This window comes from Azospirillum sp. B21, assembly GCF_008364825.1.
Classification (GTDB): Bacteria; Pseudomonadota; Alphaproteobacteria; order Azospirillales; family Azospirillaceae; genus Azospirillum.
In genome coordinates, this window is sequence record NZ_VTTO01000011.1 from 94,105 (window position 1) to 106,944 (window position 12,840).

Annotated in this window: 15 protein-coding genes; 12 read left to right on the forward strand and 3 right to left on the reverse strand. The window is 67.9% G+C overall.

The genetic code is table 11. From position 1 onward, the window contains the following. Nucleotides 1–56 precede the first annotated feature (56 nt). The 4 genes from FZ983_RS23035 (at nt 57) to FZ983_RS23050 (ending at nt 3,344) form a co-directional block, all read left to right on the forward strand. Nucleotides 57–830 (forward strand): HNH endonuclease family protein, encoded by a 774-nt coding sequence (locus FZ983_RS23035; RefSeq protein WP_149225824.1) that lies wholly within the window; start codon nt 57–59, stop codon nt 828–830. Nucleotides 831–898: 68 nt separating this feature from the next. Further along, nucleotides 899–2,278, forward strand: a complete 1,380-nt coding sequence (locus FZ983_RS23040) for an amidase (RefSeq protein WP_247883928.1) — start codon at nt 899–901, stop codon at nt 2,276–2,278. A 13-nt stretch (nt 2,279–2,291) separates the two neighbouring features. Beyond that, a complete protein-coding gene (locus FZ983_RS23045; protein WP_149225826.1) occupies nt 2,292–3,035 on the forward strand; it encodes an SDR family oxidoreductase in 744 nt (247 codons plus the stop codon). A gap of 81 nt (nt 3,036–3,116) precedes the next feature. Next, nucleotides 3,117–3,344 (forward strand): hypothetical protein, encoded by a 228-nt coding sequence (locus FZ983_RS23050; protein WP_149225827.1) that lies wholly within the window; start codon nt 3,117–3,119, stop codon nt 3,342–3,344. Here FZ983_RS23050 and FZ983_RS23055 read toward each other — a convergent pair. Further along, nucleotides 3,335–4,093 (reverse strand): glycosyltransferase family 2 protein, encoded by a 759-nt coding sequence (locus tag FZ983_RS23055; protein ID WP_149225828.1) that lies wholly within the window; start codon nt 4,091–4,093, stop codon nt 3,335–3,337. The genes FZ983_RS23050 and FZ983_RS23055 overlap by 10 nt on opposite strands. A 98-nt stretch (nt 4,094–4,191) precedes the next feature. On the opposite strand from FZ983_RS23055, the gene FZ983_RS23060 reads away from it, so the two are divergent. Then, nucleotides 4,192–4,584, forward strand: a complete 393-nt coding sequence (locus FZ983_RS23060) for a DUF423 domain-containing protein (RefSeq protein ID WP_149225829.1) — start codon at nt 4,192–4,194, stop codon at nt 4,582–4,584. Nucleotides 4,585–4,621: 37 nt separating this feature from the next. Here the strand turns inward: FZ983_RS23060 and FZ983_RS23065 are convergent, their stop codons facing one another. Next, nucleotides 4,622–5,002 (reverse strand): metalloregulator ArsR/SmtB family transcription factor, encoded by a 381-nt coding sequence (locus tag FZ983_RS23065; RefSeq protein WP_149225830.1) that lies wholly within the window; start codon nt 5,000–5,002, stop codon nt 4,622–4,624. Nucleotides 5,003–5,327: 325 nt separating this feature from the next. Between FZ983_RS23065 and FZ983_RS23075 the strand changes: the two genes are divergently transcribed. The 7 genes from FZ983_RS23075 to FZ983_RS23105 all read left to right on the forward strand — a co-directional run bounded on the left by FZ983_RS23075 (nt 5,328) and on the right by FZ983_RS23105 (nt 12,062). Continuing rightward, nucleotides 5,328–5,555 (forward strand): sulfurtransferase TusA family protein, encoded by a 228-nt coding sequence (locus FZ983_RS23075; protein WP_149225832.1) that lies wholly within the window; start codon nt 5,328–5,330, stop codon nt 5,553–5,555. A gap of 211 nt (nt 5,556–5,766) precedes the next feature. Beyond that, nucleotides 5,767–6,696 carry a histone deacetylase family protein gene (locus FZ983_RS23080; RefSeq protein ID WP_111069145.1) on the forward strand — a complete coding sequence of 310 codons (930 nt, stop codon included), beginning with the start codon at nt 5,767–5,769 and terminating at the stop codon, nt 6,694–6,696. Nucleotides 6,697–6,875: 179 nt separating this feature from the next. After that, nucleotides 6,876–7,157 carry an exodeoxyribonuclease VII small subunit gene (locus tag FZ983_RS23085; protein ID WP_247883929.1) on the forward strand — a complete coding sequence of 94 codons (282 nt, stop codon included), beginning with the start codon at nt 6,876–6,878 and terminating at the stop codon, nt 7,155–7,157. A 1-nt stretch (nt 7,158) separates the two neighbouring features. Beyond that, nucleotides 7,159–8,061, forward strand: coding sequence for a polyprenyl synthetase family protein (locus FZ983_RS23090; protein ID WP_149225834.1), 903 nt, complete (start codon nt 7,159–7,161; stop codon nt 8,059–8,061). 24 nt (nt 8,062–8,085) lie between these two features. Then, nucleotides 8,086–9,999, forward strand: a complete 1,914-nt coding sequence (gene dxs / locus FZ983_RS23095) for a 1-deoxy-D-xylulose-5-phosphate synthase (protein WP_149225835.1) — start codon at nt 8,086–8,088, stop codon at nt 9,997–9,999. Nucleotides 10,000–10,203: 204 nt separating this feature from the next. Continuing rightward, entirely contained in the window at nt 10,204–11,235 is a 1,032-nt protein-coding gene (locus FZ983_RS23100) for a histidine kinase dimerization/phosphoacceptor domain -containing protein (RefSeq protein WP_149225836.1), read from the forward strand. Between the two features lie 83 nt (nt 11,236–11,318). Then, nucleotides 11,319–12,062 carry a TlyA family RNA methyltransferase gene (locus FZ983_RS23105; protein WP_149225837.1) on the forward strand — a complete coding sequence of 248 codons (744 nt, stop codon included), beginning with the start codon at nt 11,319–11,321 and terminating at the stop codon, nt 12,060–12,062. Nucleotides 12,063–12,617: 555 nt separating this feature from the next. On the opposite strand, the gene FZ983_RS23110 is transcribed toward FZ983_RS23105, so the two are convergent. Continuing rightward, nucleotides 12,618–12,833 (reverse strand): hypothetical protein, encoded by a 216-nt coding sequence (locus tag FZ983_RS23110; protein ID WP_149225838.1) that lies wholly within the window; start codon nt 12,831–12,833, stop codon nt 12,618–12,620. Nucleotides 12,834–12,840: the final 7 nt, after the last annotated feature.

Here is a 12,840-nt window from a genome sequence, read left to right on the forward strand (position 1 = left end):
CCTCACCCTAACCCTCTCCCCGGGGGGGAGAGGGGATCGGTCCCGGGTGCGCTGACGTGGCCCGCCGCCGCTCCCTGACCCTGCGGGGTCTGTTCGTCGTCCTCGCCGTGCTTGCCGCCGTCGCACTGGCGGAGCGTCTGCATATCCTGCCGCCGGGCACGCTCGACGGTCTGCTTGGCCAGGAGACGCCGCGCCCCCGACAGCCGCGCAAGCAGGAAACCGCCGAACCGCTGCCGCCGATCATCGCCCGTGCATCCGACCGGATCGATTATGCCGAGGTCGCCCGCCAGCTCGACGCCATCCGGGTAGAGCCGGAACGGGGCCGCGGCTACCAGCGGGAGGAGTGGCCGCACTGGCTGGCGCTGGAGGGCGGTTGCCTGAACGCGCGCGAAAAGGTGCTGATCCGCGACTCGCGCCGCCCGGCGACGCTCGATGCCAAGGGGTGCAGTGTGAAGTCCGGCGACTGGCTCGACCCCTATACCGGGGAGCGCTTCACCGATCCGCAGATGGTCGACATCGACCACCGGGTGCCGCTGCAGGAGGCCTATGCCAGCGGCGGCTACGACTGGAGCCGGGAACGCCGCGCCGCCTACGCCAACGACACCAGCGATCCGCGGACCCTGCTGGTCTCCGGCCGGGAGGCTAACCGGGCCAAGGGCTCCAAGGGGCCGGAGGACTGGCTGCCGCCGAAGCGCGACGGCATCTGCCTCTATGTCGCCGACTGGATCCTGGTGAAGGCTCGCTGGGGACTGGCGATGGACGAGCGGGAGCGGGTGACCGTCGGCAACATCCTGACCGACTGCCGCGCATTGGTCGGCCGCCAGCGCTGACAGACTCTGCATTGTTTCGCATGCCACCGGTTTCGCGGTACGGTTCGGGCCTGAACCGGGAGGATGCAGTGAGCGAAGGACGAAACGCCTTGTGGCGGGAGAGCGCTGCCGGCTTGGCGGCAAGGCTGGCGCGGCGGGAACTGTCGGCGCGGGAGGCGGTGGAGGCGCATCTGGCGCGCATCGCGGCGAAAGAGCCGGCACTGTCCGCCTTCATCACCGTGGCCGCCGACGAAGCCCTGGCCCGTGCCGAGGTGCTGGACGCAGCCCCGGCACCGGTCGGGCCGCTGCATGGGCTGCCGGTGGCGGTGAAGGACCTGACCGACACCGCCGGCATCCGCACCACCTACGGCTCGGCGCTCTATGCCGATCATGTGCCGTCCACCAGCGACATTGCCGTCGCACGGATCGAGGCGGCGGGCGGTATCGTCATCGGCAAGACCAACACACCGGAATTCGGCTTCGGCGCCGTCTGCCGGAACCGCCTGTACGGGCCGACCTGCAACCCCGTCGATCCCGTCCTGACCTCCGGCGGGTCGAGTGGCGGATCGGCGGTGGCTGTGGCCGTCGGCATGGCGCCGCTGGCGCACGGCACCGATTTCGGCGGATCGGTGCGGGTGCCGGCGAGCTTCTGCGGCGTCGCCTCGATCCGGCCGACACCGGGGCTGATCCCGGCGCCGGGCCGCGCCCTGGGCTGGGACACGCTGGCGACCCACGGGGTGCTGGCGCGCGACACCGAAGACTGCGCGCTGCTGCTGTCGGCGATGGCCGGCAGCGACCTGCGCGACCCGACCTCCCTGTTCGGCGACCGCGACGACGGATCGAAGTCGCGGCTGGGCGCCACCACCGATTTCGGCACGGCCACGGTGTCTCAGGCGGTGCGGGAACGCTTCGCCGCGGCGGTGGACCGGTTGGAACGCGTCGTCGGGCCGGTGGCGCGCCGCCATCCCGACTGCGGCGACGCCATGGCCACCTTCCGCACGCTGCGCGCCGCGCAGACCCGACACACCTTCGGGCCGATGCTGGCGAAGCATGGCGACGATCTGACCGACACCATCCGCTGGAACATCGAGGCCGGCGCCGGTATCACCGCCGATGCCTATCTGGAGGCGCAGGCCGCCCGCACCGCTCTCTACCGCCGCTTCGTGGCGCTGTTCGAGGACATCGACGTGCTGGCCGCACCGGCCTGCGGCGTGCTGCCCTGGCCGAACGCGGAGGGCGAGGTGACGGAGATCGACGGCCGGCCGGTGGAGACCATCCTCGATTATCTCGGCGTCACCGCCATCATCACGCTGGTGGGCTTCCCTGTGCTGACCCTGCCTGTCGGCGGGGAAGGGCTGCCCTTCGGCATCCAGCTGATCGCCCGGCCGGGCGAGGAGCGGCGCCTGATCCGCCTGGGACGGCTGTTGGAGCGGGAGGCGGGCTTCGTCCACCATTGGCTTGAAAGCTGAGGAGATGACCGGCATGGCAGGAAGACTGCAGGGCAAGACCGCCATCGTCACCGCCGCCGCGCAGGGTATGGGGCGCGCCGCCGCCCTTGCCTTCGCGGAGGAGGGCGCCAGCGTCCTGGCGACCGACGTCAACGACGGGCTGCTGGAGGAGTTGGCCGGCACCCCCGGCATCGTCACCCGCCGCCTCGACGTCTGCGATCCTGCGGCGATCCAGGACTTCGCGGCGGAGGTGCCGGCGCCGTCGGTGCTGTTCAACTGCGCCGGCTATGTCCATGCCGGCAGCGTGCTGGACTGTGACGAGGACGCCTTCGACTTCTCCGTCACGCTGAACGTCCGCTCGATGTACCGGATGATCCGGGCCTTCCTTCCGGGAATGCTGGAGGCGGGCGGCGGATCCATCGTCAACATGTCGTCCGTCGCCTCCTCCATAATCGGAGCGCCGAACCGCTTTATCTACGGCACCACCAAGGCGGCGGTGATCGGCCTGACCAAGTCGGTCGCCGCCGATTACGTCACCCGCGGAGTCCGCGTGAACGCCATCTGCCCCGGCACGGTGGACAGCCCGTCGCTGCACGACCGCATGCGGGCGCTGGGCGATTACGACACCGCGCGTGCCGCCTTCGTCGCCCGGCAACCGATGGGCCGGCTCGGCACGGCGGAGGAAGTGGCGAAACTCGCCGTCTACCTTGCTTCTGACGAGTCCGCTTTCATGACCGGGCAGGCAATCGCCATCGACGGCGGCTGGTCCAACACCTGAGCGGCTGCGGGGCAGGGGGCTCTCGAACGTCACAGCCGCCCGCTATTCCCCTTCCGCCGCATTTATGGTAAATGAGCCGGCATGGTAGAGACCCGACGCACTGGTGACCGTTCGAACGAGCTGATCCGCCCCGATCCCGGCGGCGGGCGGGTTCCTGCGGCCGGTGCGCGTGCGCGGGCCGATGGGGTCGTCCCGCAGGGGCGGCAGCGCATCCCGAGCCTGCGCGAACTGGCCGCATTGGTGGTCAATGGGGTGCTGACCCTGCCGCGCAACTACCGCCGCGGCATGTTCCTCGACGTTCAGGTGTAGGCCGCCACATCCGGCCCGAAAAGGCGTTCCAACAGGACCGGCGGCAGTTCGTACTGGGGCAGGCACAGGCTGGTGCTGCGGGCGTGCAGCGTGTGCAGGCACAGTCCCTCCGCATCCGGGAATGTGCCGACGCGGAAGCGCTCGCGCGCGGCCTTCACGAATGGCGCATCCTCGCAGGCATTCACCGCAGGAAAGCGCTCCGCTTCCCAGACCGCACGGCGATAGGCGTAGGAGAAGCCGTAACCGTTCAGATTCTCAGGCGAGGGCAGTGCGTCCGGCGCCTCGATATAGCTGCAGCCCTGCCGTCCCCAGCGGTGGTGCGAGCCGCCTTGCGCGGTATCCCAATAGCCGAACCGACGATGCGGCGCGCTGTAGAGGAACCAGCCGGACAGCTTCACCAAGTCGTAGCCTTGCGCCAGCCGGTCCAGCATCCGCTCCACATAGGCGGGCGCGTAGAAATCATCGTCGTCCATGTGGACGATCACCGAGCCCTTGGCATGTTCGGCAAGGATGTTGCGCTTTTCACCGATCGCATAGCGGCTGGGCGAGTAGAAATACTTCAGCCGCGGGTTCGCCAGCGGCTTGAGATAGGCAGACGGGCGCGGGCTGTCGTCGAAGACGAGCCATTCGATCTCGGGATGGGTCTGCGCCTCGATGCAGGCATGCAGGCGGGGCAGGAAATCCTCCCGCTGCCAAGTTGGCGTGATGATGCTGACGAGCGGGGTAGCCGGGGAGGGGATTGTGGTCATGGTCGTTTCTTGCCCGTACGGGCGCCCTGCGTGTAGACAGGCGGCAGGATAGCACCGCCCGTGGGCCGGTGGTGATCGGAAGGAAGGGAAGAAAGCCCGTGGGAGTGATCGACCGCATCTGGATCGTCTTCGCCGCGCTGAACGGCGCCGTCGCGGTCGCCGCCGGGGCCTATGCCAGCCACGGACTTGCGGGCCAGCCGCAGGCGCAGGAGTGGTTCCGCACCGCCGGGATGTATCAGATGGCGCATGCGCTGGCGCTGGTGCTGCTGGTGGCGCTGGGGAGCCGGCTGAGCGCGCGGGCGGGTGGAAAGCTGGCTCTGCGGGTCGCGGGGTGGCTGTTCTGTGCCGGAATCCTGCTGTTCTGCGGCACGCTCTATGCGCTGGCCATGGTCGGACCGTTGCCGGTGCCGATGACGGCGCCCGCCGGTGGATGGAGCTTCATGCTGGGATGGGCGGCGCTGGCGGTCGCGGCGTTGCTGGCGCGCGACTGAGGCTTGCGCCCCTCATAGGGCTGGGTCGTCCGGCAATTCAGCCGGCGGCGGCCTGCAGGCCGGAACAGTCGTTGCCGGAATCGCTGGCGGAGGCGCCGTCGCGCCCGTCTTCCGCATCCTCCGCCGGGGTGCAGTAGAGGCCGTGCAGCGTCGTCATGATCGTCTGCGCCTCGTGCCCGTTCAGCGAGTAGTAGATGTTCTGGGCGCTGCGGCGCGTGCGGACCAGATTGTCGTTGCGCAGTCTGGCCAAGTGCTGCGACAGCGCCGACTGGCTGAGGCCGACCAGTTCCTCCAACTCGCCCACCGACCGTTCGCCCTGGCTCAGGTGGCACAGGATAAGAAGGCGCCGCTCATTGCACATCGCCTTCAGCAGAGCGCTCGCCCGGCGGGCGTTTGCCTGCAAATCCTCGATCTTCATTGCTTTCCCGTCGCCCTGTCCGTTCCGATTCGTTTTACAACCGGGCTGTCGTTGCGCAGCCCGGCAAAGAAAAATGCTCGTATCCTAGTATATTCGCACTGTGCGGGAATTGTCCACCTGTGGGATTCCGTCATCCGGACGCCGGCACCGATTGCCGCCGCACCGGCTTGGGCGTTGCCATTACCGCTGGACGCCGCTTTTTTCTCGCAAGACGGAACAATAGCCGGACGCATGGATCCCCCGGCGGTTGCAGTCGTCAAGTCCATCGCCTCCCATGGATCATCGGCCGATGACACCGGCCGGCAGGTGGGATAGCATTTCGGTCATGACCGATCATCCGTTGGATACCAAGGGCTTGCAGTGCCCGCTCCCCGTCCTGCGTGCCCGCAAGGCCATCAGGGCCATCGCCGTTGGCGACACCCTGACCGTGGAGGCGACCGATCCCGGCGCCCGCAAGGACTTCCCCGCCTTCTGCGAGGCGACCGGCAACCGCCTGCTGTCGGTCGGGGAGGAGGACGGCATTCTCCGCTTCGTCATCGAACGGACAGCGTGATCAACGGACGGCGCAGTCCCTGCCCACGTTCCCGTCACCCCATCGTTGCCGTTACCATCGTATCGTGTCACGGATTGCCCCGGCCCCCGAAAGTGGGCTGTGACGAATCGTCCTGGATTCAGCCTGTACTTTCATTAGCGATGCGGGAAGAATGGTTTTCGGAAACGCTGCGAACGCCGCCCGAAAACCAACGATAACGACCGAAAAATCGATGTTCACCACCCTGTTCACCCACCCGGCGTGCCTGGAGCACGACACGGGTCTCGGTCATCCCGAATGCTCCGACCGCCTGCGCGCCGTCCTCGCCGCGCTGGAGACGGAGGAGTTCCATATGCTGGAACGGCAGGAGGCGCCGTGCGCCACGGTGGAACAGCTCCTGCGCGCACATCCGCAGTCGCACATCGACCGCGTGCTGTCGCTGATCCCTGAGGTGGAGCACGCCGGCGTCGATGCCGACACGGTCGTCTCGCCTGGGTCGGGGGAGGCGGCCCTGCGTGCGGCCGGCGCGGTCTGTGCCGCGGTCGACGCGGTGGCGACCGGCCAGTCGCGCAACGCCTTCTGCGCCGTGCGCCCGCCCGGCCACCATGCGGAGCGGGACAAGGCGATGGGCTTCTGCCTGTTCAACAACGCCGCGGTCGGCGCCTATCACGCCCGCGCCGCGCATGGGCTGCAGCGCGTTGCGGTGATGGATTTCGACGTCCACCACGGCAACGGCACGCAGGACATCCTGCAGCACGACCCGGACATGCTCTATTGCTCGACCCACCAGTCGCCGCTCTACCCCGGCACGGGGGATGCGGGCGAAAAGGGCGAATACGGCAACTGCGTCAACGCGCCGCTGCCGGCCATGGCGGGATCGCCGGAGTTCCGGCACGCGATGACCCACGTCATCCTCCCGGCCATCGACCATTTCAAGCCGGACCTGCTGATCATCTCCGCCGGATTCGATGCCCATTCCCGCGACCCGCTGGCCGGCCTGCACCTGATCGATGACGATTTCGTCTGGGCCACCCGCAAGCTGGGCGAACTGGCCCGCACCCATTGCGGGGCGCGCATCGTCTCGGTGCTGGAAGGGGGCTACAACCTGCGCGCCCTTGCCTCCGCCAGTGCCGCCCATGTGCGCGAACTGATGTACTGCTGACCGGCGGCGTTTCTATTGGGCGGGCACCCCATTCTCCCGAAAGGGGGAGGGGCTGCCCGAACGCATAGGCCGCACATAGGCCGCAATGGCCGGGGTAGCGGAGTGCCTCGGGCCTTGCGCCGGACGTGGGCGGGGCATACCTTCGCGGGCTTGAGGTCCCATCGATGGTTCTGCCCCACATGCCCCCTTCCACGACGTCTTCGCCCCCTGTTTCCGGCGCCGCCATTCCGCCCGACATCGCCGCCCTCAGCTTCGAGGATGCGCTCGCCGAACTGGAGCGGATCGTCCGCCAGCTCGAGGAAGGGCGCGGCAAGCTCGACGACGCCATCTCCTCCTACGAGCGGGGCACTGCGCTGAAGCGCCATTGCGAGATGAAGCTGCGCGAGGCGCAGGCCAAGATCGACCGCATCACCGTGAGCGCCGACGGCTCCCTCGGCACCGAACCCGCCCGGATCGACTGACGTGCAGACCATTTCCCAGACCGAGTTCAAAGCTGCCCTGGCCGACATCGCCCAGGCGGTCGAGCTGAAGATCAACGCGCTGCTGCCGACCACCGACCTGCCCGAGGCGCGGGTGTTCGACGCCATGCGCTATGGCTGCCTGAACGGCGGCAAGCGGCTGCGCCCCTTCCTGGTGATGCAGTCCTCCGCCCTGTTCGGCGTCAACCCGGACTGCGCCATCCGTGCCGCGGCGGCCGTCGAGATGGTCCACAGCTATTCCCTGATCCACGACGACCTGCCGGCGATGGACGACGGCGAGCTGCGGCGCGGCCGTCCGACCTGCCATCGCCAGTTCGACGAAGCGACCGCCATATTGGCCGGCGACGGGCTGCTGACCTTCGCCTTCGAAGTGCTGGCGGATCCGGCGACGCACGAGGATCCCAACATCCGCTGCCAACTGGTGACGGCCCTGGCCAAGGCGTCCGGCGGTCACGGCATGGTCGGCGGCCAGATGCTGGACCTGATCGCCGAGCATGAGACCTTCGACCTCGGCACCACCACCCGGCTGCAGCGCATGAAGACCGGCGAGATGATCGCCTTTTCCTGCGAGGCCGGCGGCATCCTGGGCAAGGCCAATCCGCCGCAGCGCACCGCGCTCCGCGCCTACGCCCACGACCTCGGCCTCGCCTTCCAGATCGTCGACGACCTGCTGGACGTGGAGGGCACGGCGGAGGAGACCGGAAAGACGGTCGGCCGCGACGCCCAGGCCGGCAAGGCGACCTTCGTGTCGATCCTCGGCCGCGACCGTGCCCGTGCCCAGGCGGAAATGCTCGCCAATCAGGCATCGCAGCACTTGGACATTTTCGATGGGCGTGCCGATATGTTGAAGGCGGTCGCCGACTTCGTCGTCGCGCGCCGCGCCTGACCAGAGCTTGAGGACCATCACGACGTGACCTCCACCAAGACCCCGCTGCTCGACCTTTGTCCGACGCCAGCCAAGCTGCGGGCCCTGAAGCCCGAGCAGCTCCGCCAGTTCGCAGACGAGTTGCGCACCGAGACCGTGGACGCCGTATCGGTGACCGGCGGCCATCTCGGTGCCGGGCTTGGGGTGGTGGAGCTGACCGTGGCGCTCCATTACGTGTTCGACACGCCCTACGACCGGCTGATCTGGGACGTCGGGCATCAGTGCTATCCGCACAAGATCCTGACCGGGCGGCGCGACCGCATCCGGACGCTGCGCATGGGCGGGGGCTTGAGCGGCTTCACCAAGCGGTCGGAAAGCGAGTACGACCCGTTTGGCGCCGGCCACAGCTCCACCTCCATCTCCGCCGGTCTCGGCATGGCCGTCGCCAGCAAGATGAAGGGGGAGCGGCGCAATGTCATCGCCGTCATCGGCGACGGCTCGATGAGCGCCGGCATGGCCTATGAGGCGATGAACAACGCGGCGTCCACCAAGTCGCGGCTGATCGTCATCCTCAACGACAACGACATGTCCATCGCCCCGCCGGTGGGGGCGATGAGCGCCTATCTGTCGCGGCTGATCTCCTCCAAGCCGTATCTGTCCCTGCGCCATCTGGCGAAGGAGATCGCCGACCAGTTGCCGCGTCCGCTGCGCAATGCCGCCCGCCGGGCGGAGGAATACGCCCGCGGCATGGTCACCGGCGGGACCCTGTTCGAGGAGCTGGGCTTCTACTACATCGGCCCGATCGACGGCCATAACCTGGACCATCTGCTGCCCGTGCTGCAGAACGTCCGCGACGCCGACGACGACAAGCCGGTGCTGATCCATGTCGTCACCAAGAAGGGCAAGGGCTACGGCCCGGCGGAGGAATCGGCCGACAAGCTGCACGCCGTCGCCAAGTTCGACGTGGTGACCGGCACCCAGTCCAAGCCGAAGTCGAACGCCCCGACCTACACCCGCGTCTTCGCCCAGGGCCTGATCGCCGAGGCGGCGGCCGATCCGACCATCGTCGGCATCACCGCCGCCATGCCGTCGGGAACCGGTCTGGACCTGTTCGGGGAGCGCTTCCCCGACCGCTGCTTCGACGTCGGCATCGCCGAACAGCATGCGGTGACCTTCGCCGCCGGCATGGCGACGGAAGGGTTCAAGCCCTTCTGCGCCATCTATTCCACCTTCCTGCAGCGCGCCTACGATCAGGTCATCCATGACGTGGTGCTGCAGCATCTGCCCGTGCGTTTCGCGCTGGACCGCGCCGGTCTGGTGGGGGCGGACGGGGCGACCCATGCCGGGTCCTTCGACACCGCTTATCTCGGCTGCCTGCCCGACATCGTGCTGATGGCGGCAGCGGACGAGCTGGAGTTGATGCACATGGTGGCGACCCAGGCGGCCATCGACGACCGCGCCTCGGCGCTACGCTATCCGCGCGGCGAGGGTGTCGGCCTGGAACTGCCCGATCGCGGCAGCATCCTGCCGATCGGCAAGGGCCGCATCCTGCAGGAAGGCACCAAGATCGCCATCCTCAGCTATGGCACCCGCCTGGGCGAGGCCCGGCGCGCCGCGGCGGAACTGGCGGCGCGCGGCTTGTCGACCACGCTGGCCGACGCCCGTTTCGCCAAGCCGCTGGACGAGGATCTGGTCCGCCGCCTCGCGCTCGAGCACGAGGTGCTGATCACCATCGAGGAGGGATCGGTCGGCGGCTTCGGCAGCTTCGTGCTGCAGTTCCTGGCGACCGCCGGCCTGCTGGACGGTGGGCTGAAGATCCGACCGATGGTTCTGCCCGACCTCTATCTCGACCACGACTCGCCGGCCAAGCAGTATGAGACCGCTGGCCTGACCGCCCAGCACATCGTCCGCACGGCACTTCAGGCGCTGGGCATCGAGAGTGCCGCCGCAAGGGCCTGACCGCCGGTCCACACTGCCGGTCCACCCTGCCCGATCCACCTGAAACCATCCAAATGTCGTAATGCCATTTGTCTAGAGAAGTTTCGGGTTGTTGGACTGGTACCGAGCGCGAGCGACGCCTTACACTGCACAGGCTGGAATGGTAGCTCCTCTGTAACGGTGGAGGCGCCGGCATCATGCGGGACGGCTACGGGATCAGGAGCGATGGCGCACATCATGGCGGTCACGGCGTACCGGAACGCGGAGTTCGGGACGGATCCCGGCGCGGGGCGGGCGGCGGAAGCCAGCGGCTCCGGCATCGACGATCCGGCGCTGCTGCGTTGCCTCCTTGACCAGACGCCGACTCCGACCGCCCTGGTGGAGGGGGATGGCGACTGCTGCAGCTTCTCCAATGCCGCCTTCCGCGCACTGGGAGTGGTTGCGGGCGCCGGCATGACGGTGAGCTTTCCCGCCCTGTCCCCGGCACTGCTGACGGAAGCGCGCAACAGCGGCCGGCCGCAGCGCAGCCGGGCCGCGAGCGACCGCGCGCCGGACGGCGAACGGTTCTGGGATGTGCGCGTCACCCCGATGCTGGGCCTCAACGGTATCGTCCGCGCCCTGATCGTCACGGCGGACGAGACGCCGGAGTCGGTCGCCGAGCATGACCGGCGCCTTCGCGACGTCAGCCATCGGCTGAAGAACACGCTGCAGCTCGTCTCCAGCCTGCTGACCCTGCAGACGCTGTCCAGCAAGGATCCCGAGGTCCGCCGCGCCCTTCAGAGCGCCGGCGGTCGTGTCGGCATCGTCACCCAGGCCCACCAGCGCACCCACGGTGCCTTGCGCGCCGGCACCGTCGACATGGCGCCGCATCTGCGCGAACTCTGCCAGGAGTTGGAGGCGACGCTTCCCGGCGCCCACCGCATCCATGTCGCCGCGGAGGCTACGGAAATGCCGGTGGATTCCATCATCCCCTTCAGCCTGATCGTCAGCGAGTTGGTCGGCAACGCCGCCCGCCACGCCTTTCCGGCCGGGGCGCCCGGTACGATCGATGTGCGGCTCGGCCGAACCGGCGACGGCAACGTCCGTCTGGAGATCTCCGATCGCGGCACCGGCCTGCCGGCCGGTCTGGACATCACCCGTGCAGCCACGCTGGGGCTGAAGGTGGTGCGCGCCTTCGTCGGCCAGCTGCGCGGCAAGCTGACCGCGGACAGCAGCCCCTACGGCACCCGTGTGACCGTCGACTTCCCCGCCCCCTGACGATTCCGGTCCCCGGGGCTTGCCCTTCCGGCCGTTCCGCGTCAGGAATGCGCCGGCAAGGGCATGAGCGAGGGGCTGACGGCATGGCACGGATAAGGGTGGATGTGGCGCTGGTGGAGCGCGGGCTGGCGGAAAGCCGGGCCAAGGCGCAGGCGCTGATCCTGGCCGGGCTGGTCTATTCCGACACCAAGCGCATCGACAAGGCCGGCGACCTGATCGCGGCGGAAGCCCCTCTGGCGGTCAAGGGGCAGGATCATCCCTGGGTATCGCGGGGTGGGCTGAAGCTGGTGAAGGGGCTGGATGTCTTCGCCATCGATCCGGCCGGCCTGACCGCGGTCGATGTCGGCGCCTCCACCGGCGGCTTCACCGACGTGCTGCTGACCCGCGGCGCTGCCAAGGTCTATTCCGTCGATGTCGGCCACGGACAACTGGCCTGGAAGCTGCGCAACGATCCGCGCGTGGTGGTGCTGGAGAAGACCAATGCCCGTCATCTGACCACGGCCGAAATCCCCGACCCGATCGACCTCGTCGTGTGCGACGCCAGCTTCATCGGGCTGGAAATCGTCCTGCCGGCGGCGCTGGACCTGGTCGTGCCCGGTGGCCGGCTGGTCGCCTTGATCAAGCCGCAGTTCGAGGTCGGGAAGGGCCGCGTCGGCAAGGGCGGCGTGGTGCGCGAACCGGAATTGCATGGGGAAGTCTGCGATCGCATCCGCGCCTGGCTGGATGCAAGGCCGGGCTGGCGGGTTCTGGACATCACCGAAAGCCCGATCACTGGCCCGGAGGGCAACAAGGAGTTCCTGATCGGGGCGGTGAAGGACCGCGTCTGATCCGGACGGAACCGCAGTCCTGACGTGGGCACCCGTAAGCCGGCACGCGGCACGGCTCCGTTGCGACGGCCGGTCTCGGCTGCCGGCTTGTCCAGTCCCCGTTCAGTGGGCGCCAGTCGTCAGCAGTAAAGAATGTTTGCTAATCAAGCAATCAAGGCGCATTTCGTGTAGACATGTGTTTCAGCCACCCGTGGGTTGCGCGGTTTGCGCTTCTGGTATTTGGTATGCCAGACTATCTTGTTCTTCGTTAACCCATGGAGGCAATCATGACCTACGCGACCGCTTCGGACTTTCACTCGAAGAAGAGCTTTGCGTCCTTCGTTCAGGCCTTTAAGTCTTTCATGAATGCTTGGTGCGACAAGTCACGCCTGTACGGCCCCCTGTGAGGCCGCCAGCACGTGAGCGAGGCTCCAGGGCTGCGATGGCAGCCTCGCATCTCGGGCAACATGGCATGCTTGGCGAGGCAATTCCTTTAAGAGAGGCAAAGAATGGGTCGTGACCATGTCGCGGCCCATTCTCGATTCCGGGCACCCGTTTGCCTGAAGGCCCTCTCGCTCAGTCCTTCGTCTGGTAGACGGACATAAAATGGCGACCGACGCGCCTGGGCGGACGGTTCACGTTGGCCGGGCGGCTCAAGGTCTGCACCGATCCCGTGAAGGTGTCCGGCGCGCGGTAGCGTTGCCAAACCGATGTCAGGGCCGAGGCGGCGATGGTCGCGACGAAAGTGGCGACGCAAAGCGCAACCGCGAGTGAGATCGGATCCAGAAGCATGGCATCC